Here is a 24,405-nt window from a genome sequence, read left to right as displayed (position 1 = left end):
GTGGCATTACCGGATGAAAAGTTATCAGTCTGCCCTGGCAGACAAAGGGTTAGTGCAGAGCATGTCGCGCAAGGGCAACTGCCTTGATAATGCGGTAATGGAGAACTTCTTTGGTCACCTGAAAGAAGAAATGTACTATCGCCGGAACTACAGGAGTGTGGAAGAACTGGAAAATGCCGTTAGCGAATACATAACTTACTGGAATCAAAAAAGAATAAAACTCAGTCTTGGGGGACTCAGCCCGGTAGAATACCGGACTGAGTATCAAAAAGCCGGTTAAATGAAACTGTCCAGGTTTTGGGGTTCAGTTCAGTTCACGCCGCATCCGGCATTTCAACCCCTAAAGCATAAACCGATACCCAATACCGGTTTCAGTAATGAAATGACGGGGGCGAGCGGGATCCTGTTCCAGTTTTTGTCGCAGATGCCCCATATAAATCCGCAAATAGTGGCTGTGTTCGACCGCGTTTGGTCCCCATACCTGGTTGAGTAACTGGCGCTGGGTGAGCACTTTTCCGGCATTGTTGAGCAGCACGGCCAGCAGACGGAACTCAATCGGCGTGAGATGCACCTCTTCCTCGCCCCGATGGATCACCCGGGCGGCTAAATCGACGGTAACATCGGAAAATTTCACCAGCGGATCGGGCGCCGTGGTGGCAGAGTGGCGGCGTAACGCGACGCGCAGACGGGCCTGCAATTCGCCAATGCCAAACGGCTTACTCAGATAATCATCCGCTCCGGCATCCAGCGCGGCGATTTTGTCGCTCTCTTCGCTACGTGCGGAAAGCACAATCACCGGCACCGCGCTCCACTGGCGTAGGTCGCGGATAAACTCAATCCCATCGCCATCGGGCAGGCCGAGATCGAGAATAATCAAATCTGGCTTACGGGTTGCCGCTTCCAGCAAACCGCGTTGCAGCGTTTCGGCCTCAAAGACGCGCATACCGTCGCCTTCCAGCGCCGTGCGCAGAAAGCGACGAATAGCCTGTTCATCTTCAACAATCAGAACGTTTGTCACATATCCTCATGAAATTCTTCAAGTTCAGGGGCAGTTTGCTGGGGAAGTGTAACACGAAAACAGGCACCACCTTCCGGTCGGTTGAACGCGGTAATGGTGCCGCCGTGTACATCCACAATCGCCCGACAAATTGCTAGCCCAAGCCCTACACCTGGCACCGCCGACTCTTTATTCCCGCGAGCAAACTTATCAAATATCGTCTGCTCCTGGCCTGGCGGAAGACCGGGGCCGTTATCCCAGACATCCAGTTGTAGATTTTCGCCCTCAACGTGGGCATCGATACCAATTTCAGCCTGCGGACCCGCGTATTTCACCGCGTTCTCCAGCAGATTAATCAGCACCCGTTCAAAGAGTGGCCCGTCAACGTGGATTAAGGTCAGCGGTTCTGGCAGAGAAAGATTGATGGGCGACGATAAACCCGGTTCCAGCATTTGCAGCGCGCTACCGACCACTTCTTCCAGCGTTAACCACTCTTTCTTCAAATTAAAGCCGCCGGACTGAATTCGCGCCATATCCAGTAGATTATTCACAAGTCGGGTAGTGTTCAGCACATGCTGACGAATCTCGCTGGCCTGACGGGCGTGGGGCGATCCTTCGCTTGCCAGATCGAGCGTTAAGATTTCAGCCTGACCAAACAGCACTGTAAGCGGAGTGCGTAAATCGTGCGAAAGCGCCGCCAGCAGGGCGTTGCGGATCTGTTCACGTTCGCTTGCCATCCGCGCCTGTTCTTCGCTGGCGGTCAGCGTCAGCCGCTCAAACGCATTGGCGACTAACAGCGTAAACGTCTCCAGCAGGCGCTGCTGTTCCGGGATCGCATCAACTGACGCAGATTCCCCGGTTCCACCACCACCAGTCCGTAGGTTTTCTCGCCGCTTTTTAACGGCAAAATCTGGTACGGCACGCCGGTTAACGTGTCGGTGCCCGCACCCGCAGGCAGGCCTTTATCAAAACTCCACTGCGCGATGGCATCGTCCCATGGTGTCATTCCTTGCGGATGTGTTAACGGCTGCAATTTACCGTTGTCATCGGGCAACAACACCTGACTGCGGGCATGAAACGTGGAGGCAATAAATTGTTCGCTGGTGGCGGCGATGTCCTGCGGACTGCGGCCCACCGCCAGAGCTTTCGACATTTCATATAAGTGCCGTGTGCGTTGCTCGCGGTAACGGGCTACCCGCGCCTGATAACGCACTCCAGCAGTAAGGTTCCCGATCACCAGCCCGACGGTTAACATCACCGCGAAGGTCAGCAGATATTGCACATCAGAGACGGCGAGCGTGCCGCGTGGGGCGATAAAAAAGAGATCGAAACTCACCACATTAATGACGGTAGCAACCACCGAAGGCCAGCGTCCATAAAATAGCGCCACCACCACCACGCCAAGCAGATACAGCATCACCAGGTTGGCGGCATCAAACGCCATCAGCCACTGCACGGCAATTAAGGTGATAACGGCGCATAACGCGGCGGCAACCACGCATCCCTGAATCTGTACCCGCCACTTGTCTTTAAAAGAGCGGCTATCCGGCGCGTTGTTAAGCGTGCGGGCGGGTGGTTCATCAAGCGCGACCAGCACCTGATCGAGATCGGGGGCGATGCGCGCCAGTCGATCAGCAAACGTTTCCCGACGCCACCAGCGGCGCGAGGCTGGGCGACCGAGAATAATCTTGCCGAGATTATGTTCACGGGCATAACGCACTACCGCTTTCTCTTCCGCTGGATCAGAAAGTGTTGCCGTCTCCGCGCCCAGTTCCTGCGCCAGACGTAAGGCGCTGAGAATTGCCCGACGTTTTTTCTCCGGTAAACGGTGCAGGGCAGGCGTTTCAACATACACCGCGTGCCAGACGCTCCCCAGCCGTGACGCCAGCCGCGCCGCCGCGCGGACCAGTTTCTCACTGCCGGTGTTATGTCCGATGCATAAAAGGATCGCGTCGCGCGTGTGCCAGACTTTCTCTTCGCCAGGATGCCCCCGCCAGGCGCGCATTTGCTCATCTACGCGATCGGCAGTACGGCGCAGTGCCAGTTCGCGCAGGGCGATCAGATTGCCTTTGCGGAAAAAATGTTCAATGGCGCGCTCCGCCTGCCCGGCAATATAGACTTTGCCTTCTTTCAACCGCTGGCGCAGATCGTCCGGGGGCAAGTCCACCAGAACCACGTCGTCGGCGGCATCGAAAAAAGGATCAGGCACGGTTTCCCGTACCTGAATTCCGGTGACGCCGCTGACCACATCATTCAGACTTTCCAGATGCTGAACGTTGACGGTAGTGAAAACATCAATGCCAGCTTCCAGCAGCTCTTCGATGTCCTGCCAGCGTTTAGGATGACGAGAACCTGGCGCATTACTGTGCGCCAGTTCGTCCATCAATATCAGCGCCGGACGGCGGGCGAGGGCAGCATCGAGATCAAACTCGCTGATATGCCGCCCACGATGCGCCTGGCGTTTCAGTGGCAGAACAGCCAGACCTTCCAGCATGGCGGCGGTATCTTTCCGCCCGTGGGTTTCTACCACGCCAACCACAATATCCAGCCCTTGCGCCCGCAGTCGCTGGGCTTCCGCCAGCATCGCCCAGGTCTTCCCGACGCCTGCGCAGGCACCGAAGAAAACTTTCAGCTTCCCCCGATGCGGCGCGGCAGTTTGTTCCAGCAGACGATCGGGGTCGGGACGTAAGGGTTCGTTATTCATCAAGCTTATCCAGCGCCAGATTGAGTTCGACAATTTTGACGACCGGCTGGCCGATATATTTCACCAGCGGTTGTTGGCTGTATTTTGCGATCAGTTGCGTGAGCTGTTCAACGCTGAGATTACGCGCTTTCGCCACGCGTGGGATTTGCCAGGCCGCCGCTTGCGGGGTGATGTTATTGTCCAGCCCGCTTGCCGACGCCGTCACCAGTTCAACCGGAACGCTCGCGCTGGCATCCGGGTTAGCGGCCCGTAATGCAGCAACGCGTGTGGCTATCTGTTTATCCAGCTCAGGGTTACTGACCGCCAGATTGCTCCCGCCAGAAGCCTGTGGATTATAGGGCATTTCTGCCGTTGCCGACGGGCGACCATGAAAATAGCCGTTGCCGGTAAAATTCTGCCCGATTAATGCCGAACCCCGCACCGTATCACCTTCACGGATCAACGAACCATTGGCCTGCCAGGGAAACCACCATTGCCCCAGCGCGGTGGTCAGCAGCGGGTAAACGCCACCAGTAATCAATAACAGAAAGATAAATGTCGATAATGCCGGACGTAATCCACGCATGGTAAACCTCACACCAGACCGCAAACGGTCAGCAGTAAATCAATGACTTTGATACCAATAAACGGCACCAGTAGCCCGCCCAGACCGTAAATCCATAAGTTACGGCGCAACATGGCAGAAGCGGTAAGCGGTTTATAACTCACGCCTTTTAACGCCAGGGGAATCAAAAAGACGATAATCAAGGCGTTGAAAATGACCGCACTGAGAATGGCGGAGTCGGGCGAATGCAGGCGCATGATGTTCAGCGCATTTAGCTGCGGATACGTTGCCGCGAATGCCGCTGGAATAATGGCGAAGTATTTCGCCACATCGTTGGCAATGCTGAAGGTGGTCAGCGAGCCACGGGTCATCAGCATCTGTTTGCCAATATGCACCACCTCGATCAACTTAGTCGGGTTAGAGTCGAGATCCACCATATTGCCCGCTTCTTTCGCCGCCTGAGTACCAGAGTTCATCGCCACCGCGACATCTGCCTGCGCCAGCGCCGGAGCATCGTTGGTGCCGTCGCCGGTCATCGCCACCAAACGGCCTTCCGCCTGATACTGACGAATCAATGCCAGCTTGGCCTCCGGTGTCGCTTCGGCGAGAAAATCATCGACACCCGCTTCCGCAGCAATGGCGGCGGCAGTCAGACGGTTATCGCCGGTAATCATCACTGTTTTAATGCCCATTTGGCGCAGTTGCGCGAAACGCTCTTTAATGCCGCCTTTGACGATATCTTTCAGCGCAATAACGCCCAGCACGCGGGAACCTTCCACCACCACCAGCGGCGTAGCCCCCTGACGCGCAACCTGATCGACTTTTTGATCAACATCGGCAGGGAAGTGACCACCGTTAGCTTCAACATGGCGGCGAATGGCATCGACAGAACCTTTACGGATCATGCGGTTGTCGATGTTGATCCCGCTCATCCGGCTTTGCGCAGTAAACGGTACAAAGGTGGCATGGAGCGACTGCACATCGCGCTCGCGCAGGTTAAAACGTTGCTTGGCGAGGATCACAATGCTGCGGCCTTCCGGCGTTTCGTCAGCCAGCGAAGCCAGTTGTGCGGCGTCGGCCAGCGTTTTTCCCTCTACGCCCTGCGCGGGGATAAACTCTGACGCCTGACGGTTACCTAGCGTGATGGTGCCGGTTTTATCCAGCAGCAGAACGTCAACGTCACCCGCCGCTTCAACTGCACGTCCGCTGGTGGCGATCACATTGGCGCCCAGCATCCGGCTCATCCCGGCGACGCCGATCGCCGACAGCAGGCCGCCAATAGTCGTTGGGATCAGACAAACCAGCAGCGCCACCAGTACCGTTACGCTGACCGCGTTACCGCCCCAGGCGGTAAATGGCCATAGCGTTGCGGTCGCCAGTAAAAAGACGATGGTCAGGGCAATCAGCAGGATGGTCAGGGCAATCTCGTTCGGCGTTTTGCGTCGCTGTGCGCCTTCCACCATCGCGATCATCCGATCCAGAAACGTCTCGCCGGGGTTAACGCTGCACTCAATCACCAGCCAGTCAGAAAGAATACGCGTGCCGCCGGTGACGGAGGCAAAATCGCCGCCGGATTCACGGATCACCGGTGCCGATTCCCCGGTGATGGCGCTTTCATCGACCGATGCGCCTCCTTCAATGACTTCACCATCGCAGGGGATAATATCGCCAGCTTCTACCAGTACGATGTCACCTTTACGCAGTTGATCGGCGGGAACTTTGTCCGCCGCAGCGCCATATTTCGGTTCGCGCAGCTTGCGGGCAAAGGCAGTTTTTTTCACCCCTTTCAGACTGTTGGCCTGCGCTTTACTGCGGCCTTCTGCCAGCGCCTCGGCGAAATTAGCGAACAGCACGGTGATCCACAGCCAGCCACTAATTGCCGCGCTAAACAGCGCATTGCCAGGCATCGCTCCGCTTGCCATCGCGATGCTAATACAGGTGGTCAGCAGACTGCCGATCCAGACGATAAACATCACCGGATTGCGCCATTGCGCCTGCGGGCTTAATTTTTTCACCGCTTCTTTCAGCGCCTGAACGACAAGTGTTGGTTCGAATAGCGCCAGTTGTTTACGACTCATATTCAGTGCTCACTCAATATCATCAGGAGAGATATTCCGCCACCGGACCAAGCGCCAGGGCAGGGATAAAGGTCAGTGCGCCAACCAGCAACACGGTGCCGATTAACAGGCCAACAAACAGCGGGCCGTGCGTTGGCAGCGTGCCGGAGCTGGCGGGTTGGCTCTTTTTACTCACCAGCGAACCGGCAATTGCCATCACCGGGATAATCACCCCGAAGCGACCGACAAACATGCAGAACGCCAGTAAACAGTTCCAGAACGGAGAGTTGGCGCTTAATCCGGCAAAGGCGCTGCCGTTGTTGTTAGCGGCGGATGACACGGCGTACAGCACTTCGCTAAAACCATGCGGGCCAGGGTTGAGCATGGCGCTACGTCCGGCGTCGGTCATCATTGCCAGCGCCGCGCCCATCAGCACCAGCGTCGGGGTGACCAGAATCGCCAGTGCGGTCAATTTCATCTCGCGTACGTCGATTTTTTTACCCAGATATTCCGGTGTACGACCAATCATCAGCCCGGCAATAAACACCGCCAGCAGGACAAACAGCATCATGCCGTAAAGGCCTGAACCGACGCCGCCGAATACCACTTCACCAATTTGCATCAACCACATCGGCACCATGCCACCAAGAGCGGTAAACGAATCATGCATCGCAATCACCGCGCCACAGGAAGCCGCCGTAGTCACGACCGCAAACAGGCTACTGACCAACACGCCGAACCGGCTCTCTTTACCTTCCATATTGATGCTGCTGTCCGCACCCAGTGCCAGCAGATGAGGATTACCCTGAACTTCTGCCCACATCACCACGCCTACGCAGATGACAAAAATCACCGACATCGCCCACAGCAACATGCGCCCCTGACGGCGATCGCCCGCCACTTCGCCAAAGGCAAAACACAGTGCTGTTGGGATCAAGAAGATCGCCAGCATTTGCACGAAGTTGGTCAGTACGGTAGGGTTTTCAAACGGATGCGACGAGTTGGCATTAAAGAAGCCACCGCCGTTAGTACCGAGCATCTTGATCGCTTCCTGAGAGGCCACCGGACCCATTGGTAACAGCTGTTGTGCTCCTTCAATGGTCGTTACGGCCTGATAAGGCTGAAAGTTTTGCAACGCACCTTGTTGAATAAAAAACAGCGCGATCAACAACGCCACAGGGGCTAACACCCATAACGTGATGCGTAGCAGATCGACCCAGGCATTCCCAAGTGTGCTCATGCTCTGGCGGGTAAACGCACGGATGAGGGCAAAAATCACCGCAATCCCGCTGGCGGCAGAAAGAAAGTTTTGCACCGTTAAGCCCGCCATCTGGCTGAAATAGCTCAACGTGGTTTCACCGCTATAAGATTGCCAGTTGGTGTTAGTGACGAAGCTGACGGCGGTATTCAGCGCCAGATCCCACGACAGCCCCGGCAGCTGCTGTGGATTAAGTGGCAGATAGTGCTGACCGAGCAACATAAAAAACAGCACTACCAGTCCCAGCATGTTCAGGCCGAGAATGGCACAGAGATACTGCTTCCAGTTCATCTCACGGTCAGAGACGCCAAGTACACGAAAGAGTACGCGTTCAACGCCCGCTGTACCGGGAAGAGGTATGTCATTAATCAACCGCGCCAGCCCGCTGCCTAAAGGACGCGCCAGCACCATTAATACCAGTAAAAACGTGGCAATTAGTAAGAACCCTTGCGCAGCCATCAGAACGCCTCCGCATTGATCAGGGCATAAACCAGATAACCCAGTAATAAAAACACCAGCAACACGCCGGCTATCACGCCTGCACTCACAGTGCACCTCCAGTGGCCTAAAAGTGATACCGGAAGGGTAGAATTCTGGCTGCAAAGATTTCGCAAAAATCTGCGGATAGGGTGTAAAAAAAGTATAAAAATGGCAAAAGCCATGATTTAACTAATGATTAGTATTAATTTAACTTTCATGTAACTTAATTACACGGTGAATGTAAATAAACCATCAATAAGCAAAAATAAGTGGTCGGATGAGTAGTAAAATTACACAAAAGGCGGTACTATTTTCATCAGATAAACAAATTCATTTTCCGGTGCTATTCACCGGGTAGATACAAAAGGGGGAGAAAAGTATGGAACTCTACAGAGAATATCCTGCATGGCTTATCTTTTTACGCCGTACTTATGCGGTTGCAGCGGGCGTTCTGGCGCTGCCTTTCATGCTTTTCTGGAAAGACCGCGCCCGCTTTTACAGTTACCTGCATCGCGTCTGGTCGAAAACCAGCGATAAACCGGTGTGGATGGATCAGGCCGAAAAGGCAACCGGTGATTTTTACTGATTGCTGAGTTCTGAATACATTGAAAACCGCCAGCGGAAACGTTGGCGGTTTTTTTCTTTTCGCCGTCTACACTTACTCCTGTAAACCGTTCAGGAGCAGTAATGAATCAGCAACGATTTGATGACAGCACTCTAATCCGTATCTTCGCGCTTCATGACTTACATCGACTGAAATCACACGGCTTAACGCGCGGAGCGCTTCTCGATTATCACAGCCGCTATAAACTCGTCTTTCTGGCTCATTCCCAGCCGGAATACCGCAAACTTGGCCCGTTCGTGGCTGATATTCATCAGTGGCAAAACCTGGATGATTTTTACAATCAGTACCGCCAACGCGTAATTGTTTTGCTTTCTCACCCTGCCAACCGGCGTGATCATACTAACGTTTTGATGCACGTTCAGGGTTATTTTCGCCCACATATTGATTCCACAGAACGCCAGCAGCTGGCGGCGCTTATCGACAGTTATCGCCGTGGCGAGCAACCGCTTCTTGCGCCGCTGATGCGTATCAAACACTATATGGCGCTTTATCCTAACGCCTGGCTTTCAGGGCAGCGTTATTTCGAACTTTGGCCGCGTGTGGTTAACTTGCGCCATGCAGGAGTTTTATGACCATCCATCTGGTCTGGTTTCGCCAGGATTTACGTCTGCACGATAATCTCGCGCTGGCTGCCGCCTGCCGCAATTCGTCTGCACGCGTGCTGGCGTTGTATATCGCTACACCACGCCAGTGGGCGGCGCATAACATGTCGCCGCGTCAGGCTGAACTTATCAATGTTCAACTGAACGGGCTACAAATTGCACTGGCAGAAAAAGGTATTCCTTTATTGTTCCGTGAAGTGGATGACTTTGTCGCCAGCGTCGAAATAGTCAAACAGGTGTGCGCGGAAAATCGTGTTACCCATCTGTTTTATAACTATCAGTATGAGGTGAATGAGCGGGCGCGGGATGTGGAAGTTGAAAGAGCGCTGCGTAACGTGGTGTGTGAAGGATTTGATGACAGCGTGATCCTGCCGCCGGGGGCGGTGATGACTGGCAATCATGAGATGTACAAAGTCTTTACGCCGTTTAAAAAACGCCTGGCTGAAACGGCTGCGGGAAGGTATGCCGGAGTGCGTCGCTGCGCCAAAAGTTCGTAGTAGCGGATCAATAAAGCCCGCGCCATCCATTACGCTGAATTACCCTCGTCAGTCTTTCGATACCGCGCATTTCCCGGTGGAAGAAAAAGCGGCGATTGCGCAATTACGCCAGTTTTGCCAGAACGGTGCCGGAGAATATGAGCAACAACGAGATTTTCCGGCAGTAGAAGGCACCAGCCGTTTGTCCGCCAGCCTGGCAACGGGCGGGTTATCGCCTCGCCAGTGTTTGCATCGCTTGTTGGCGGAACAGCCGCAGGCGCTGGACGGTGGGGCCGGTAGTGTCTGGCTTAGTGAGCTGATCTGGCGCGAGTTCTACCGCCATTTGATGACGTATTATCCTTCGCTGTGTAAACATTGTCCGTTTATTGCCTGGACGGAGCGTGTGCAGTGGCAGCGCAATCCCGCCCATTTTAAAGCCTGGCAAGAAGGTAAAACGGGATACCCGATTGTTGATGCTGCCATGCGTCAGCTTAATAACACCGGCTGGATGCATAACCGTCTGCGAATGATTACAGCCAGTTTTCTGGTGAAAGATTTGCTGATCGACTGGCGCGAAGGCGAGCGGTATTTCATGTCACAACTGATTGATGGTGATTTGGCGGCCAATAACGGCGGCTGGCAGTGGGCCGCTTCTACCGGAACCGATGCTGCGCCGTATTTTCGTATTTTTAACCCGACAACCCAGGGCGAGAAATTTGACTGCGAAGGCGAGTTTATCCGCCAGTGGGTACCGGAGTTGCGCGATGTACCAGGGAAAGCGGTGCATGAGCCGTGGAAGTGGGCGCAGAAAGCGGGCGTGAAGCTGGATTATCCACAGCCGATTGTCGATCATAAAGAAGCGAGAGTACGAACGCTGGCAGCGTATGAAGCGGCGAGGAAGGGGAAATAACAGACTCGTGCCCAGATGCCGGATGCGGCATGAACGCCTTATCCGGCCTGGCAAATAGTGCAAATTCAATGGGCCATCCAGGCCTGATAAGACGCGTTAAGCGTCGCATCAGGCATCGGTGTTAGCCTATTAAGACTCCAGCGCCAGCGCACGGTTTCTGAACTTAAGTGCCTGATACAGCCAAATCATCAGCACCAGTCCTACACACGCCAGCGCACCCCAGGTGATTTGATCAAACACTTCTATATATGCATTGATGGAGTAATTGAGCGCCCCGGAAGCATCAAACGAAGCTTGCGATGTTTGATCGGCAATGACGCCCGCCAGATAGTTAGCAATCGCACCGGAAAGCAGCATGTAAATGCCGGTTAATACGCCGGTCACGCCGGGGATTTCAATACGCGTAATTTGCGACATAGCAACCGGATCGATAAACAGTTCGGCAAACCCCATCACTGCCAGACCAAGCACCATCAGCGGCAGGGAAGAGTGGCCATACATTGCAGACCAGCGGGCGCTTAAGCTCAGAATACAGAACCCGGCGCTCATCAGGCCGAGGCCAAGAGCAAATTTTCCCCAGATGCGCACGGTACGATTACCCGCAACGCTCTCTTTAACCACCCAGGCAAGCACCACACCGCACGACATCACAGCAAAAGCATTAATCGACTGGAACATGGCGGTCGGAACGCTATAACCGAAAATATCGCGATTAACGAAGCGGTCGATATAAAGGCTAATCGAGCTGCCGCCCTGTTGTGCGAAGGCCCAGAACAACATGCTGAAGAAGGTGAGCGTCACAATCAGCCCCAGCTCCTTACGTTGTTTCTGGTTTTCTGCTTTGCGATAAATTTTCGCCAGTACCGCCAGACCAATGATAGTGGCGACAATTAAGGCGTATACCGACCACTCTTTCCAGAACAGTACAGTAATCAGCGCAGGCGTTGCGACCAGCAGAACCAGCAGCCATCCCCAGTTCGGCAGGAGAAAGTTTGTCGCACGCAGCACCTTTTTGTTAACGCCGCGGGTATGTGTGAAATGACGATTGCCACATAAGAAAATGACCAGACCCGCGATCATGCCAACCGCCGCCAGGCCAAAGCCCATCGCCCAACTGTACTCTTCCTGGGCGTAACCACAGGCGATAGGGGCAATAATCGATCCTACGTTACCCGCCGCATACATCAGCGAGAAACCGCCATCACGACGTGGATCGGTCGGTTCATACAGTTCACCAAGCAGGCAACTGACGTTGGATTTAAACAGACCATAGCCACAAACGATAATCGCCAGCGACAGATAGAGGAATGACGGGTGGATTTCGCTGGCGCCCAGCACCACATGCCCGACTGCCATCAACAACGCCCCCAGCATTACCGCCATACGGTTGCCGAGCACTTTATCCGCCAGAAAACCGCCGAGGATCGGCGTGACATACACCAGCGAACAGTAGGCACTGAATAACGCGTAAGCGTGGGTGTCGTTGTATTTCAGTTGATTGGTGAGATAGAGAATCAGCAAGGCACGCATGCCGTAAAAGCTAAAATATTCCCAGATTTGCAGCGCGACAACGTAGTAGATAGCGCGCGGCTGTGATGCGTGTTTATTCATAGTAATTCCGCGGTTGGATGCGACACCACGTAATAGTTGCGCGGCGTGCGTGTGTTTCCTTAAAGTTAAAACTCTGATACAGATCTGATTATTTATGCAATATGCTGTCTGATTGCATAAATATACATGAACTATGCATTTATGAGATAAACAATTTGCGCCTTTTGGCGATGGGTTTGTTTCTTAATATGTCGAAAGATTGGCTATCGACGAACAGGCGAGGGAACGCTATGTTAACGGAGTAGCTATCAGAATATGGAAGGCGCAATGATGAAAAACACCGAACTGGAACAACTGATTAACGAGAAATTGAACAGCGCGGCGATAAGTGATTATGCGCCGAATGGTTTGCAGGTGGAAGGCAAAGAGACGGTGCAAAAAATTGTTACCGGTGTCACCGCCAGCCAGGCGCTACTCGATGAAGCGGTACGCCTGGGCGCTGATGCGGTCATTGTGCATCATGGTTATTTCTGGAAAGGGGAATCGCCAGTAATTCGCGGTATGAAGCGTAACCGCTTAAAAACATTGTTGGCGAATGATATCAACCTGTATGGCTGGCATCTGCCACTTGACGCACATCCTGAGCTGGGCAATAACGCGCAACTGGCGGCGTTACTGGGGATCACGGTCATGGGCGAAATTGAGCCGTTGGTGCCGTGGGGCGAACTGACCATGCCGGTACCGGGGCTGGAACTGGCCTCATGGATTGAAGCGCGTCTGGGACGTAAGCCGTTGTGGTGTGGCGACAACGGCCCGGAGGTAGTACAGCGCGTCGCCTGGTGCACCGGTGGTGGGCAAAGTTTTATTGATAGTGCCGCGCGTTTTGGCGTGGATGCTTTTATTACTGGCGAAGTTTCTGAACAGACCATTCATTCAGCCCGCGAGCAGGGATTGCATTTTTATGCTGCGGGTCATCACGCTACCGAACGCGGTGGTATTCGCGCGTTGAGCGAGTGGTTGAATGAAAATACCGATCTTGATGTGACCTTTATTGATATTCCTAATCCTGCATAACGAATAGTCAGAGGGATCGAAAGTGCAACGAGCGCGTTGTTATCTGATAGGTGAAACGGCGGTAGTGCTGGAACTGGAACCGCCGGTGACGCTGGCCAGCCAGAAACGGATCTGGCGGCTGGCCCAGCGTCTGGTGGATATGCCGAATGTCGTTGAAGCTATTCCCGGCATGAACAATATCACGGTGATTTTGCGTAACCCTGAATCGCTGGCGCTGGACGCCATAGAGCGTTTGCAACGCTGGTGGGAAGAGAGCGAGGCGCTGGAACCGGAATCACGCTTTATCGAAATCCCGGTGGTTTACGGTGGCGCAGGCGGGCCGGATCTGGCGGTGGTCGCGGCGCATTGTGGGTTGAGCGAAAAACAGGTTGTTGAATTGCACTCCTCCGTGGAATACGTGGTCTGGTTTTTAGGTTTTCAACCAGGATTCCCGTATCTCGGGAGTTTGCCGGAACAACTACACACGCCACGGCGCGCTGAACCGCGCTTGCTCGTTCCGGCAGGTTCTGTCGGGATTGGCGGGCCGCAGACCGGTGTTTATCCACTGGCAACGCCGGGCGGCTGGCAGTTGATAGGTCATACTTCGCTCAGTCTGTTTGACCCGACGCGTGACGAACCTATCTTATTGCGTCCGGGAGACAGCGTGCGCTTTGTGCCGCAGAAGGAGGGAGTATGCTGAAGATTATTCGTGCGGGGATGTACACCACCGTGCAGGATGGCGGCCGTCACGGTTTTCGCCAGTCGGGTATCAGCCACTGCGGCGCACTGGATATGCCAGCGCTACGCATTGCTAACCTGCTGGTGGGTAATGACGCCAATGCCCCCGCGCTGGAGATCACGCTCGGTCAGTTAACGGTTGAGTTCGAAACTGATGGTTGGTTTGCCCTGACGGGCGCAGGTTGCGAGGCGCGGCTGGATGATAATGCTGTCTGGACTGGCTGGCGCTTGCCGATGAAAGCAGGCCAGCGTTTAATGCTTAAACGTCCACAACATGGTGTACGTAGCTATCTGGCGGTGGCGGGCGGTATTGATGTGCCACCAGTGATGGGGTCATGCAGCACCGATCTCAAAGTGGGGATTGGCGGGCTGGAAGGGCGTTTACTGAAGGATGGTGACCGACTCCCGATTGGCAAAGCGAAGCGTGATTTTATGGAAGCGCAGGGCGTTAAACAGTTGCTGTGGGGTAACCGGATTCGCGCCTTACCGGGGCCGGAATATCATGAGTTCGATCGCGCCTCGCAGGATGCATTCTGGCGTTCGCCCTGGCAGCTTAGCTCGCAAAGTAACCGGATGGGCTATCGCTTACAGGGGCAAATCTTAAAACGCACCACCGATCGCGAACTGTTATCTCACGGTTTGTTGCCTGGCGTGGTGCAGGTGCCGCATAACGGGCAGCCCATTGTGTTGATGAACGACGCGCAAACTACCGGCGGTTATCCGCGCATTGCCTGCATCATTGAGGCTGATATGTACCATCTTGCGCAAATTCCGCTCGGTCAGCCGATTCATTTTGTCCAGTGTTCACTGGAAGAGGCACTGAAAGCGCGGCAAGATCAGCAACGTTATTTCGAACAATTAGCGTGGCGGCTGCACAATGAAAATTGACCTGAACGCCGATCTGGGCGAAGGAAGTTCCAGCGATGCGGAACTTTTAACGCTGGTTTCGTCGGCCAATATTGCCTGTGGATTTCATGCAGGCGATGCGCAAACCATGCTGGTCAGCGTGCGTGAAGCAATAAAAAATGGTGTCGCGATTGGCGCTCACCCGAGCTTTCCCGACAGGGAAAACTTTGGACGTAGCGCCATGAAATTGCCGCCGGAAACGGTTTACGCCCAGACGCTGTATCAAATTGGCGCACTGGCAGCGATTACTCGTGCAGAAGGTGGCGTGATGCGCCACGTCAAACCCCACGGCATGTTATACAACCAGGCGGCGAAAAACGCACAACTGGCAGACGCCATCGCCAGAGCGGTTTACGCCTGCGATCCGGCATTGATTCTCGTTGGACTGGCGGGAAGCGAGCTGATCCGTGCAGGCAAGCGTAATGGCCTGAAAACACGCGAGGAAGTGTTTGCCGATCGCGGCTATCAGGCCGACGGTTCTCTGGTGCCGCGAAGCCAGCCAGGCGCGTTGATTGAAAACGAAGAACAGGCGCTGGCGCAAACGCTGGAGATGGTGCAACACGGCAGAGTCAAAAGTATCACCGGCGAATGGGCAACGGTCGCGGCGCAAACGGTCTGCCTGCATGGCGACGGCGAGCACGCACTGGCGTTCGCCCGCCGGCTACGATCTGCATTTGCCGAAAAGGGGATTGTTGTCGCAGCATAATCCCTCTGAACAAAGAATGAAAAAAGGATATCACCATGCCTGAAGGCCCGGAGATCCGCCGTGCAGCGGATAACCTGGAGGCGGCGATCAAAGGCAAACCACTGACCGATGTCTGGTTTGCCTTCCCGCAGTTAAAACCTTATCAATCACAACTTATTGGTCAGCATGTCACTTATGTGGAAACGCGCGGAAAAGCGTTGCTGACCCATTTTTCGGATGGCTTAACGCTCTATAGCCATAACCAACTCTATGGTGTCTGGCGCGTGGTTGATACTGGCGAAGAGCCGCAGACCACGCGGGTGTTGCGGGTAAAGCTGCAAACAGCCGACAAAACCATTCTGCTTTATAGCGCCTCTGATATTGAAATGTTAACGCCGGAACAACTGACTACGCATCCGTTCTTACAACGCGTTGGCCCCGATGTGCTGGATCCGAATCTGACGCCGGAAGGAGTGAAAGAACGGTTATTGTCGCCGCGCTTTCGTAACCGTCAGTTTGCCGGGTTACTGCTTGACCAGGCGTTTCTGGCAGGGCTTGGCAATTATCTGCGCGTGGAGATCCTCTGGCAGGTTGGGTTGACCGGAAATCATAAAGCGAAAGATCTCAACGCGGCGCAACTGGATGCACTCACACACGCGTTACTGGATATTCCGCGACTTTCTTACGCTACGCGGGGGCAGGTGGATGAAAATAAACATCACGGGGCGTTGTTTCGCTTTAAGGTGTTTCATCGTGATGGCGAGAAGTGCGAACGCTGTGGGGGCACCATTGAGAAAGCCACGCTGTCATCGCGCCCGTTTTACTGGTGTCCTGGTTGCCAGCACTAGGCCGTTCGCTTCGGCGCATAGGTTGAAATAAACCGCGCAATGGCAGGCCCCGTCAGCAAAATACTGAACAGGCGCAGGGTTTGCATCGCCATAATAAGCGCCATATCGGCATTGCTCCCTGCGGCGATGACCGCCACCGTATCTAGTCCGCCGGGGCTGGTGGCGAGGTAGGCAGTCATAAAATCAATATGCATAAACCAGGTCAGCCCCCACGCCATCGCGGCGCAGATGGCGAGCAGAGCAAATATCGACAGCAGGATTTGCGGCAGCGGACGCAATGCCCGCAGTAAGATTTGTTTATCGAAGCCCAGACCAATTCGCCAGCCAATCGCCATATAAGCTATCGCCAGCAGCCATTCCGGTAACTCAATCGTGATGAACTCGCCAGACTGGAGCACCGCACCTGCCAGCATCGGGATAAGCATCGTTCCGGAAGGAAGACGTAGCAGGCATCCCGCCGTACCGGCAACGACCGCGAGCAAAATCGTAAGCAGGAGATTAATGCTCACTGGCGGAAACCATACCATCTGCTGGTTAACCGCTTCAGCGTTATCGCCCAGCATCATGCGGGTAACCAGAACAGCGGCCCCCGCGACAAACAGTACCCGCAGATACTGCATAAACGCCACCAGGCGGATATCTGCGCCGTAATCCTGCGCCATCGCGACCATTGCCGCCGCACCACCAGGCGAGGAGCCCCAGGCACCCGTATTTCCGGGCAGTGAGCTATAGCGCACCAGTAACCATCCCACGATAGCGCTGGAAAGCAACGTCACCAGTAAAATAGCTAACACAATCGGCCAGTTAACCGCCAGCGTGGTCAGGATCGAACCGGTCAGGTTTTGCGCAATCATACAGCCAAGAATGGCCTGCGCGGCGAGAAAAGCGGAGCGGGGGAGTTGCAGGGTGACCCCGCGCATACTGAAGATGATCCCGGCGATCATCGGTCCAAGCAGGAGTGCCGCCGGGAGATGTAAAGCGAGGAAGCCAATAGAAAGGAGAAGTGACAGAACACATAACATTCCCCACTGTAGCACTGGCATCCGTCACTCCCTGTTTAACTTACCTTTGGTGTATCGATACAGCATAAAGAATGCGCCTTAACGAAAAAATAGCGGTAATCAAGAAAAAGGCAGATTTTGGCTAAAGGGCGTATTAAGTACCGTTGTCTCCCTCTCGTTTGTAAAAGAGGGAAGAGTAAACGATTGAACTGAAATAAGTCTTATCCAGTGCGCCGTAAAACCCCGTTCTTCAGGGCGGGGATATAAGGCGCGGTTTTCCACCTAACCAGGTGTTTGCTGTTGTTCAATGTATTGGCGGATGACGGATATTGGCGCACCTCCGCAGCTACTGGCAAAATAGCCGGGACTCCAACAAAACGCCTTTGTAGTAATACCTGACTGCAATATCTGGTCGATCTCGTCGCAGTAACCTACTCGATACGCCTTTGAGGCTGTTTACCAGACTGGATATCGCCAGCTTGGGTGGATAGTTAATTAACAAATGGACGTGATCTTGTTCGCCATCCATTTCAACCAGTTCAGCTTCAAAATCAGCACATACATTTGAAAAGTAAGTGCGTAGTTTTCCTGTCGCGTCATAGTCAAAAATCTGACGTCGGTATTTGGTGACAAAGACCAGGTGAACATGCATGGGAAAAACACAGTGCCTTCCACGCCGGATATCGGTTTCTTTTTTCATAGACCAAAATATCATTTGACCGGTGAAACGACTACAGGCATTTAAATTCCAGTTAAGACCCAGTGGTCAACAGGAGCGTGAAATGAGGTGCTTCGCAGGCGCATGTCGTTTCGTTTTCAATCGTGCTCTGGCGCTTCAAAATGAGAATCATGAGGCCGGTAATAAATACATCCCTTACGCGAAAATGGCTTCCTGGTTGGTTGAGTGGAAAAATGCCACTGAAACACAATGGCTTAAAGATGCCCCATCACAGCCATTGCAACAGTCACTGAAAGACCTTGAGCGAGCTTACAAAAACTTCTTCCAGAATCGGGCTGCTTTTCCCCGATTCAAAAAGCGGGGACAGAATGATGCATTTCGCTACCCGCAGGGCGTTAAGCTCGATCAGGAAAACAGCCGTATTTTTCTGCCGAAGCTTGGCTGGATGCGCTACCGGAACAGTCGTCAGGTCACGGGTGTTGTAAAAAATGTCACAGTCAGCCAGTCCTGCGGTAAGTGGTACATCAGTATTCAGACTGAAAGTGAAGTATCTACTCCTGTTCATCCTTCAGTATCAATGGTCGGACTGGATGCTGGCGTGGCTAAACTTGCCACGCTGTCAGATGGCACAGTCTTTGAGCCTGTAAACAGTTTCCAGAAAAACCAGAAGAAGCTGGCGAGACTTCAGCGACAGTTAAGCCGCAAGGTCAAATTCAGCAACAACTGGCAGAAGCAGAAACGCAAAATACAGTGTCTGCATTCCCGTATCGCAAATATCCGCAGGGACTACCTTCACAAAGTCACAACGACAATCAGCAAAAAACACGCAATGATAGTCATTGAGGATTTGAAGGTCAGCAACATGTCAAAGTCAGCCGCGGGTACGGTCAGCCAGCCGGGGCGCAATGTCCGGGCAAAATCAGGTTTAAACCGTTCGATACTGGATCAGGGCTGGTATGAAATGCGCCGCCAGCTTGAGTACAAAGAGCTCTGGCGTGGCGGTCAGATACTGGCTGTTCCGCCAGCGTACACAAGCCAGCGTTGCGCGTGCTGTGGTCATACAGCGAAAGAAAATCGCCTGTCACAAAGTAAATTCAGATGCCAGGTATGTGGATATACAGCGAACGCCGATGTAAACGGCGCTCGTAACATTTTAGCGGCGGGGCACGCCGTTCTTGCCTGTGGAGGGATGGTGCAGTCAGGCCGCCCGTTGAAGCAGGAACCCACCGAAATGATTCAGGCGACAGCCTGAACGTAGCAGGGATCCACGTCCTTCAGGGCGTGGAGGATGTCAAGGCGAGGAATTATTGATCAGTGCACTGACCGGGCTGTCGAAGTGTGATTTCATGGCTTGAGTCGCCGTTTCGACATCTCTGGCACACACCGCGTCGCAGATTTTCTGGTGTAGTGTGATGATGTGATTGCCATACTCTTTTTGATCGCTTTGGGCGTTTAACCCCTCCTGGATGGATTGCCGCAACTGCTGATGTAATGCCTGCAATAACATCATAAAAAGCGGATTTTTTGAGGCAACAGCGAGTAACTGGTGGAAGCGGATATCATGGGTGATAAAGCTTTCGACATCATCGAACTGTTCGCGAATTTGCGCCATTTCGGCGCGCAGACTGGCAAAATCTTCCTCTTCGCCATTACGGGCAGCTGCTTCCACGACGCCCAACTCCAGCCAGCGGCGTACTTGCAAAATTTGCTCTGTTGTCACTTGTTCGGTCGCCAGGGCAAATCCAAACACCACGCGCAGCACTTCATCATCAAATTTTTTGATTCGTGGCACTTTACCGCTGTGGGTTTCCAGAATCCCCAGGGCGGCAAGTGAACGATAGGCCTCACGCACAATACCCCGACTGACACCCAATTTCTGAATCAACTGAACTTCACTGGGAACTGGCATCCCCGGTGTCAATTTTTGTTCGGCGATCAGATTAAGAATATGATTTTTGACCTGTGACGATAACGTTACGCTGGTCAATAACGCACTCTCACTCATTTTTACTCCTGTTGTACTTTTTCCTGGTCGGTAAAATCCAGAATACCGGGACTGTATCCTTCATATTTTCCTCCAGAACCCTTGATTATCAATAGACTACTGCGCCTGTGCGCCCGCCATGCAGTGCGAATCAAAGACATATTGTGTGAAAGAGTGGCGAAGAAATAGTAAATACACAACTTTTTCGTGACGCCCTTCGCAGTATTGTGCGCTTTTTCTTCTTACCCTGTAAACCTGTTAAACAGGCTTACAGGTGAATGTGATGTGGAAGAGTGATAACGAACTTTTTGCGTTGATGAAAACCCGGCTATTTACCGCCGTGGTTGGCGATATTCTCGACACGCTGGGCTATATGCACCAGTTTGTTTCTCCGGCAATCAAGCCGCTGGATGTGAATATGGTGGTGGCAGGCCGGGCAATGCCGGTGCTGGAGTCGGACGTTTACGAAACCAAATCGACGTCGGGTAAGACGGCGATTGGCGAAAAACCGTTTGGCATCATGTTTGAAGCGCTGGATGCCCTCAAAGAGAACGATGTTTACATCACTACGGGCAGCTCTCTGCGCTATGCGTTGTGGGGCGGGTTGATGTCTACCCGAGCCATGCATCTGAAAGCAGCAGGTGCGGTACTCGATGGTTACGCCCGTGACTCTGCTGAAATTCTTGAACTTAAATTTCCCACCTTTTGTCATGGCACTTACGCACAGGATCAAGGTCCGCGCGGCAAGGTCATCGACTTCGGCGTACCCATTGAATTTCACGGTGTGCGGGTGAATCCGGGCGATATCGTGTTTGGTGATCGTGACGGATTACTGATTATTCCCCAGGCCGTTGAGAAAGAAGTCATTACCCTGGCTCTGGAAAAAAGTGGCAACTGAAAGTGAAGTGCGCAAAGCCATCAGTGATGGCATGAGCACGGTACAGGCCTTTGAAACCTTCGGCGTAATGTAAGGAGAGCAACGAATGAAGGCATTAACCATTGAGCAGGGAAGTCAGGCGCGATTTGTTGATATCCCCGAACCGGTCTGCGGGAAAGGAGAAGTGCTTATCAATGTTGAGCGTGTTGGGCTGTGTGGCTCTGACCTCAATACCTGGCGGGGGCTGAATCCGCTGGTTAATTATCCCTGTATTCCGGGGCATGAAATTGGCGGCACGGTGCTGGCAACTGGCGATATGGCGGGGGCGATTAAGCCTGGTGACCGGGTGGTCGTTCTGCCTTGCACTGAGTGTGGCGTGTGCAGCTCCTGTCTGAGCGGTCGTCCTAACGCCTGTAAGAACAACCAGACTCTCGGTGTACAGCGTCAGGGTGGGATGGTGCAACAACTGACGATGCCTGCACATAAGGTCATTGTTTGTAATGCCTTAAGTGTTGATGAGTTAGCGCTGGTAGAACCGCTGGCGGTGGGACTACATGCAGCCAGACGTGCGCAAATTAATGTCGGTGAATGGGTCGCAGTTATCGGTTGTGGGGTAATTGGCCTTGGCGCTATCGCTGCGGCATCCGCGATGGGCGCGCGCGTAATTGCTATCGATATTGATGATCGCAAGCAGAACATTGCCCAGGAGTGCGGCGCGCAACGTTTTCTTAATTCGCAGCAATGTGACGTGGCGGCAGAACTGGCGCTGTTAAATGACGGTCGCGGCCCGGAAGTGGTGATTGAAGCGGTGGGGAATCAACAAACCATTGAACAGGCTACAGGGCTGGTGGCGTTTAGCGGTCGTGTGGTTTATGTCGGTTACGCCAAACAGCCTGTGAGTTATCAGAGTGCGCAGTTCCTGATGAAAGAACTGGATATCCGTGGTTCGCGCAATGCCACCGTGGCGGATTTTCGTGCCGTGCTGGCATTGATGGAGTCCGGGCGTATCCGGTCAGCAATCTGGTGAGTGCTCACTACCCGCTGGAACAGGCTGATCACGCTTTTAGCGACTGGGCAAGTGATCCCGGCGCGTATACCAAAATCCTCATTGACCTTTAAGGAGACACTTCATGAATGCTTTTTCTTTACATAACAAAACCGCGCTGATTACAGGGGCGGCCAGTGGACTGGGGCTGGCAATGGCCAAATGCATGATAGTCAGCGGGGCGAAGGTCATTATTGCTGACCTGAACGGCGAACTGGCGCAAGCGACCGCCGGAACATTAGGTTCGCAGGCCAGTTGGATACAAATGGATGTCGGGGATACCGCAGCCGCGCAGGAAAAAGTTGATGCGCTTGTTAGCGAACACGGGGCTATCGATATCCTGGTCAATAACGCAGGCAATCACTGTAAAAAACCGATTGAAGAGATGAGCGTCAGTGATTTTGAGTCAGTGCTCGACGTTCACGTGGTCGGTGCATTTGCGTTAACCAAAGCCCTTGTGCCGCATATGAAACAACGCGGTAAAGGCTGTGTGCTTTTTACTGCATCGATGACCTCATTTCTTGGGCAGCCTCTGGTTACTGGCTACAGCGCTGCGAAGTCAGCTTATCTCGGCATGATTCGCGGTATGACCACGGAGCTTGCCGGACACGGGATTCGCGTCAATGGTATTGCGCCTGGTTGGATCGATACACCAATGTTGCGTAAGGCCATTGAAGGCGATGACGAACGCCGTAACAAAATCCTGGGTCGTACACCGATGAAAAAATTCGGCAAGCCAGAAGATATCGGTTGGGCTGCGGTTTATTTGGCTTCGGACGCAGCGGCGTTTGTCAGTGGTCAGGTGCTGGTGGTGGATGGCGGCGCATTGATCGGCTTCTGATGTACGGAGGAATTATGCGCAAACGTGCGTTAAAGCTACATGCCAAAGATAACTGCGTAGTCGCGCTGAATGACATCGCCAGTGGCGATATTGTCTGGTGGGATGAGGGGGAAATGGTGGCCTGTAGTTCCGTTACCCTGGGTCACAAACTGGCCTGCGAAGCGCTGAACAATGGTGATTCGATTCTGAAATACGGCGCCATTATCGGACATGCCACTCGCGATATTGCCATGGGTGAACATGTGCATTCCCATAATCTTGCCAGCAATGCCATCGCCATTTTTCACCATGATGATGCCGGCTATCAGCCAGAGGAAAAAGCATAATGGAAGGTTATGTACGGCAAAATGGCCGACCGGGTATTCGTAATACTGTGCAGGTAATCTTTATGGTGGAGTGTGCCAGCCATGTTGCTAAAAAGATTGCCGAGGGATTTCCTTGTCACGATGTGCAGTATTTTGGTTTTTCAGGTTGTTATCCCAGTGATTACGGCTACCGGCTGGTTAAAAATCTGGCGACTCATAGCAACGTCGGCGGCGTACTGATTATTTCGCTGGGATGCGAGAATTTCGATCGCCGTCGGCTGGAGCAAGAAGTACGAGAAAGTGGGCGACCGTGCCATACGCTGGTGATTCAGGAAAATAAAGGTACGACCAACACCATTACTCTGGGTAAGCAGTTGGTCGCTGAAATGCTGGAACAGCTTGCGGATACACCGCGTTGTACTCTGAACTGGAGCGACCTGGTGGTTGGTACTATCTGCGGTGGTTCCGATGGCACCAGTGGTATCACGGGCAATCCGGCAGTAGGGCGTGCCTTTGACCAGTTGCTGGAGAAAGGGGCTACCTGCATTTTTGAAGAAAGCGGTGAGTTGCTTGGTTGTGAGCAACATATGATGTCGCGAGCGGGCAGTCCGCAGGCACGTGATGCCATCGAAGCGGCAATGACAAAAGCAGAGCGTTATTACAGTTTGATGGGGCTGGGGAGTTTTTCCAATGGTAATGCCGAAGGTGGCTTAACCACGCAGGAAGAAAAATCCCTCGGGGCATATACCAAATCGGGTGATGCGCTGATTGCTGGCGTTATTTTACCGACGCAACAAACGCCCTTTCCTGGGCTTTGGTTGATGGACGTGGTGCCTGATGGTGAACCTCGTTTTGGTTATCCGAATATTAATGACTCATCAGAAGCACTGGAACTTATCGCCTCTGGCTGTCATATGGTGTTATTTACCACAGGTCGCGGTTCAGTTATTGGTTCCGTGATCGCTCCCATTATTAAAGTGTGTAATAACCCGCAGACGTGGGAGCATTTATCTGACGATATGGACGTTAATGCCGGACGTGTTATTAGCGAAGGCGCAACGCTCGACGATATTGCAGACGATATTTTGCAGGTGATAGAACATGTCGCCAACGGTCAATATTGTGCCGCAGAACGACTGGAACATCAGGAGTTTGTTTTAACGTATAAAGCATTTGATTACAGCAAAAGTGCAGTCTGTCGGGCAGATCCCCGTTAATCGATAAAGCTCTTACAGGTAA

The 24,405-nt window shown here is 53.3% G+C and carries 22 protein-coding genes and 3 pseudogenes; 15 read left to right on the top strand and 10 right to left on the bottom strand.

All coding sequences use genetic code 11. The annotated features are described in order from the left end of the window. The coding region (locus CRI63_RS03125; RefSeq protein WP_167852299.1) for an IS3 family transposase at window positions 1-280 on the top strand (280 nt) is incomplete at its 5' end. A 60-nt stretch (window positions 281-340) separates the two neighbouring features. On the opposite strand, the gene kdpE is transcribed toward CRI63_RS03125, so the two are convergent. From kdpE to kdpF, 6 genes and pseudogenes are all read right to left on the bottom strand, one after another. Continuing rightward, window positions 341-1,018 (bottom strand): two-component system response regulator KdpE, encoded by a 678-nt coding sequence (gene kdpE / locus CRI63_RS03120; protein WP_000186076.1) that lies wholly within the window; start codon window positions 1,016-1,018, stop codon window positions 341-343. Then, window positions 1,015-3,701, bottom strand: a pseudogene (gene kdpD / locus CRI63_RS03115) (two-component system sensor histidine kinase KdpD). The gene kdpE and the pseudogene kdpD overlap by 4 nt, the downstream one beginning before the upstream one ends. Next, window positions 3,694-4,266, bottom strand: a complete 573-nt coding sequence (gene kdpC / locus CRI63_RS03110) for a K(+)-transporting ATPase subunit C (protein ID WP_135518475.1) — start codon at window positions 4,264-4,266, stop codon at window positions 3,694-3,696. Before kdpC ends, kdpD begins: the two are co-directional and overlap by 8 nt. An 8-nt stretch (window positions 4,267-4,274) precedes the next feature. Continuing rightward, on the bottom strand, window positions 4,275-6,323 hold the full coding sequence (gene kdpB / locus CRI63_RS03105; protein ID WP_135518473.1) for a potassium-transporting ATPase subunit KdpB: 2,049 nt from the start codon (window positions 6,321-6,323) through the stop codon (window positions 4,275-4,277). 22 nt (window positions 6,324-6,345) lie between these two features. Then, window positions 6,346-8,019 carry a potassium-transporting ATPase subunit KdpA gene (gene kdpA, locus CRI63_RS03100; protein WP_135518471.1) on the bottom strand — a complete coding sequence of 558 codons (1,674 nt, stop codon included), beginning with the start codon at window positions 8,017-8,019 and terminating at the stop codon, window positions 6,346-6,348. Continuing rightward, window positions 8,019-8,108 carry a K(+)-transporting ATPase subunit F gene (gene kdpF, locus CRI63_RS03095; RefSeq protein WP_001365534.1) on the bottom strand — a complete coding sequence of 30 codons (90 nt, stop codon included), beginning with the start codon at window positions 8,106-8,108 and terminating at the stop codon, window positions 8,019-8,021. Before kdpF ends, kdpA begins: the two co-directional genes overlap by 1 nt. 311 nt (window positions 8,109-8,419) lie before the next feature. Between kdpF and CRI63_RS03090 the strand changes: the two genes are divergently transcribed. The 3 genes and pseudogenes from CRI63_RS03090 (at window position 8,420) to phrB (ending at window position 10,653) form a co-directional block, all read left to right on the top strand. Beyond that, complete coding sequence (locus CRI63_RS03090) at window positions 8,420-8,626, top strand: YbfA family protein (RefSeq protein ID WP_000424924.1); 207 nt, start codon at window positions 8,420-8,422, stop codon at window positions 8,624-8,626. A gap of 101 nt (window positions 8,627-8,727) precedes the next feature. Continuing rightward, a complete protein-coding gene (locus CRI63_RS03085; protein ID WP_135518469.1) occupies window positions 8,728-9,237 on the top strand; it encodes a YbgA family protein in 510 nt (169 codons plus the stop codon). Then, window positions 9,234-10,653, top strand: a pseudogene (gene phrB, locus CRI63_RS03080) (deoxyribodipyrimidine photo-lyase). The gene CRI63_RS03085 and the pseudogene phrB overlap by 4 nt, the downstream one beginning before the upstream one ends. Before the next feature lie 129 nt (window positions 10,654-10,782). On the opposite strand, the gene dtpD reads toward phrB, so the two are convergent. Beyond that, window positions 10,783-12,264 carry a dipeptide permease DtpD gene (dtpD, locus tag CRI63_RS03075; protein ID WP_135518467.1) on the bottom strand — a complete coding sequence of 494 codons (1,482 nt, stop codon included), beginning with the start codon at window positions 12,262-12,264 and terminating at the stop codon, window positions 10,783-10,785. A gap of 270 nt (window positions 12,265-12,534) precedes the next feature. Here dtpD and ybgI point away from each other — a divergent pair, with 270 nt between their 5' ends. From ybgI to nei, 5 genes are read left to right on the top strand one after another with little or no spacing between them, the layout of a single operon-like run. Next, window positions 12,535-13,278, top strand: coding sequence for a radiation resistance protein YbgI (gene ybgI, locus CRI63_RS03070; protein WP_130224268.1), 744 nt, complete (start codon window positions 12,535-12,537; stop codon window positions 13,276-13,278). A gap of 22 nt (window positions 13,279-13,300) precedes the next feature. Further along, window positions 13,301-13,957 carry a 5-oxoprolinase subunit PxpB gene (gene pxpB, locus CRI63_RS03065; protein ID WP_130215016.1) on the top strand — a complete coding sequence of 219 codons (657 nt, stop codon included), beginning with the start codon at window positions 13,301-13,303 and terminating at the stop codon, window positions 13,955-13,957. Further along, window positions 13,951-14,883 (top strand): 5-oxoprolinase subunit PxpC, encoded by a 933-nt coding sequence (gene pxpC, locus CRI63_RS03060; protein ID WP_130259239.1) that lies wholly within the window; start codon window positions 13,951-13,953, stop codon window positions 14,881-14,883. The genes pxpB and pxpC overlap by 7 nt, the downstream gene beginning before the upstream one ends. Next, window positions 14,873-15,607, top strand: a complete 735-nt coding sequence (gene pxpA / locus CRI63_RS03055; RefSeq protein WP_135518465.1) for a 5-oxoprolinase subunit PxpA — start codon at window positions 14,873-14,875, stop codon at window positions 15,605-15,607. Before pxpC ends, pxpA begins: the two co-directional genes overlap by 11 nt. Window positions 15,608-15,642: 35 nt before the next feature. After that, complete coding sequence (gene nei / locus CRI63_RS03050; RefSeq protein ID WP_135518463.1) at window positions 15,643-16,434, top strand: endonuclease VIII; 792 nt, start codon at window positions 15,643-15,645, stop codon at window positions 16,432-16,434. Here nei and CRI63_RS03045 read toward each other — a convergent pair. Together CRI63_RS03045 and tnpA are read right to left on the bottom strand one after the other, a co-directional pair. Further along, the gene (locus CRI63_RS03045) at window positions 16,431-17,477 is read right to left on the bottom strand and encodes an AbrB family transcriptional regulator (RefSeq protein WP_135518461.1); all 1,047 of its coding nucleotides are present in this window, start codon (window positions 17,475-17,477) and stop codon (window positions 16,431-16,433) included. The two genes, nei and CRI63_RS03045, sit on opposite strands and share 4 nt — an antisense overlap. Before the next feature lie 240 nt (window positions 17,478-17,717). After that, window positions 17,718-18,150 (bottom strand): annotated as a pseudogene (tnpA, locus tag CRI63_RS03040) (IS200/IS605 family transposase). 7 nt (window positions 18,151-18,157) lie between these two features. On the opposite strand from tnpA, the gene CRI63_RS03035 reads away from it, so the two are divergent. Continuing rightward, window positions 18,158-19,366, top strand: coding sequence for an RNA-guided endonuclease TnpB family protein (locus tag CRI63_RS03035; protein WP_135518459.1), 1,209 nt, complete (start codon window positions 18,158-18,160; stop codon window positions 19,364-19,366). Window positions 19,367-19,405: 39 nt separating this feature from the next. Here the strand turns inward: CRI63_RS03035 and CRI63_RS03030 are convergent, their stop codons facing one another. Further along, a complete protein-coding gene (locus CRI63_RS03030) occupies window positions 19,406-20,119 on the bottom strand; it encodes a FadR/GntR family transcriptional regulator (protein WP_135487451.1) in 714 nt (237 codons plus the stop codon). 262 nt (window positions 20,120-20,381) lie between these two features. On the opposite strand from CRI63_RS03030, the gene CRI63_RS03025 reads away from it, so the two are divergent. The 5 genes from CRI63_RS03025 to CRI63_RS03005 all read left to right on the top strand — a co-directional run bounded on the left by CRI63_RS03025 (window position 20,382) and on the right by CRI63_RS03005 (window position 24,383). After that, entirely contained in the window at window positions 20,382-20,996 is a 615-nt protein-coding gene (locus tag CRI63_RS03025) for an RraA family protein (protein WP_240782711.1), read from the top strand. 85 nt (window positions 20,997-21,081) lie between these two features. Then, window positions 21,082-22,002 (top strand): alcohol dehydrogenase catalytic domain-containing protein, encoded by a 921-nt coding sequence (locus CRI63_RS03020; protein ID WP_240782710.1) that lies wholly within the window; start codon window positions 21,082-21,084, stop codon window positions 22,000-22,002. 103 nt (window positions 22,003-22,105) lie between these two features. After that, the gene (locus CRI63_RS03015) at window positions 22,106-22,861 is read left to right on the top strand and encodes an SDR family NAD(P)-dependent oxidoreductase (protein WP_130222253.1); all 756 of its coding nucleotides are present in this window, start codon (window positions 22,106-22,108) and stop codon (window positions 22,859-22,861) included. A 14-nt stretch (window positions 22,862-22,875) separates the two neighbouring features. Next, the gene (locus CRI63_RS03010) at window positions 22,876-23,187 is read left to right on the top strand and encodes a UxaA family hydrolase (protein ID WP_001361279.1); all 312 of its coding nucleotides are present in this window, start codon (window positions 22,876-22,878) and stop codon (window positions 23,185-23,187) included. Continuing rightward, on the top strand, window positions 23,187-24,383 hold the full coding sequence (locus tag CRI63_RS03005; protein ID WP_135518457.1) for a UxaA family hydrolase: 1,197 nt from the start codon (window positions 23,187-23,189) through the stop codon (window positions 24,381-24,383). The genes CRI63_RS03010 and CRI63_RS03005 overlap by 1 nt, the downstream gene beginning before the upstream one ends. Window positions 24,384-24,405: the final 22 nt, after the last annotated feature.

The sequence above is a fragment of the Escherichia sp. E2661 genome (genome assembly GCF_004745185.1).
Taxonomy (GTDB): Bacteria; Pseudomonadota; Gammaproteobacteria; order Enterobacterales; family Enterobacteriaceae; genus Escherichia.
This window is presented reverse-complemented; position numbering and strand designations above follow the sequence as displayed.

Excerpts from the sequence above, each read along its gene's own strand:
- kdpC (WP_135518475.1), bottom strand. The coding sequence starts at position 4,266 with ATGCGTGGATTACGTCCGGCATTATCGACATTTATCTTTCTGTTATTG.
- dtpD (WP_135518467.1), bottom strand. The coding sequence starts at position 12,264 with ATGAATAAACACGCATCACAGCCGCGCGCTATCTACTACGTTGTCGCG.
- kdpB (WP_135518473.1), bottom strand. The coding sequence starts at position 6,323 with ATGAGTCGTAAACAACTGGCGCTATTCGAACCAACACTTGTCGTTCAG.
- CRI63_RS03015 (WP_130222253.1), top strand. The coding sequence starts at position 22,106 with ATGAATGCTTTTTCTTTACATAACAAAACCGCGCTGATTACAGGGGCG.
- CRI63_RS03045 (WP_135518461.1), bottom strand. The coding sequence starts at position 17,477 with ATGCCAGTGCTACAGTGGGGAATGTTATGTGTTCTGTCACTTCTCCTT.
- CRI63_RS03010 (WP_001361279.1), top strand. The coding sequence starts at position 22,876 with ATGCGCAAACGTGCGTTAAAGCTACATGCCAAAGATAACTGCGTAGTC.
- CRI63_RS03085 (WP_135518469.1), top strand. The coding sequence starts at position 8,728 with ATGAATCAGCAACGATTTGATGACAGCACTCTAATCCGTATCTTCGCG.
- pxpA (WP_135518465.1), top strand. The coding sequence starts at position 14,873 with ATGAAAATTGACCTGAACGCCGATCTGGGCGAAGGAAGTTCCAGCGAT.
- CRI63_RS03005 (WP_135518457.1), top strand. The coding sequence starts at position 23,187 with ATGGAAGGTTATGTACGGCAAAATGGCCGACCGGGTATTCGTAATACT.
- CRI63_RS03020 (WP_240782710.1), top strand. The coding sequence starts at position 21,082 with ATGAAGGCATTAACCATTGAGCAGGGAAGTCAGGCGCGATTTGTTGAT.
- nei (WP_135518463.1), top strand. The coding sequence starts at position 15,643 with ATGCCTGAAGGCCCGGAGATCCGCCGTGCAGCGGATAACCTGGAGGCG.
- CRI63_RS03025 (WP_240782711.1), top strand. The coding sequence starts at position 20,382 with ATGTGGAAGAGTGATAACGAACTTTTTGCGTTGATGAAAACCCGGCTA.
- CRI63_RS03090 (WP_000424924.1), top strand. The coding sequence starts at position 8,420 with ATGGAACTCTACAGAGAATATCCTGCATGGCTTATCTTTTTACGCCGT.
- pxpC (WP_130259239.1), top strand. The coding sequence starts at position 13,951 with ATGCTGAAGATTATTCGTGCGGGGATGTACACCACCGTGCAGGATGGC.
- kdpA (WP_135518471.1), bottom strand. The coding sequence starts at position 8,019 with ATGGCTGCGCAAGGGTTCTTACTAATTGCCACGTTTTTACTGGTATTA.
- CRI63_RS03030 (WP_135487451.1), bottom strand. The coding sequence starts at position 20,119 with ATGAGTGAGAGTGCGTTATTGACCAGCGTAACGTTATCGTCACAGGTC.
- ybgI (WP_130224268.1), top strand. The coding sequence starts at position 12,535 with ATGAAAAACACCGAACTGGAACAACTGATTAACGAGAAATTGAACAGC.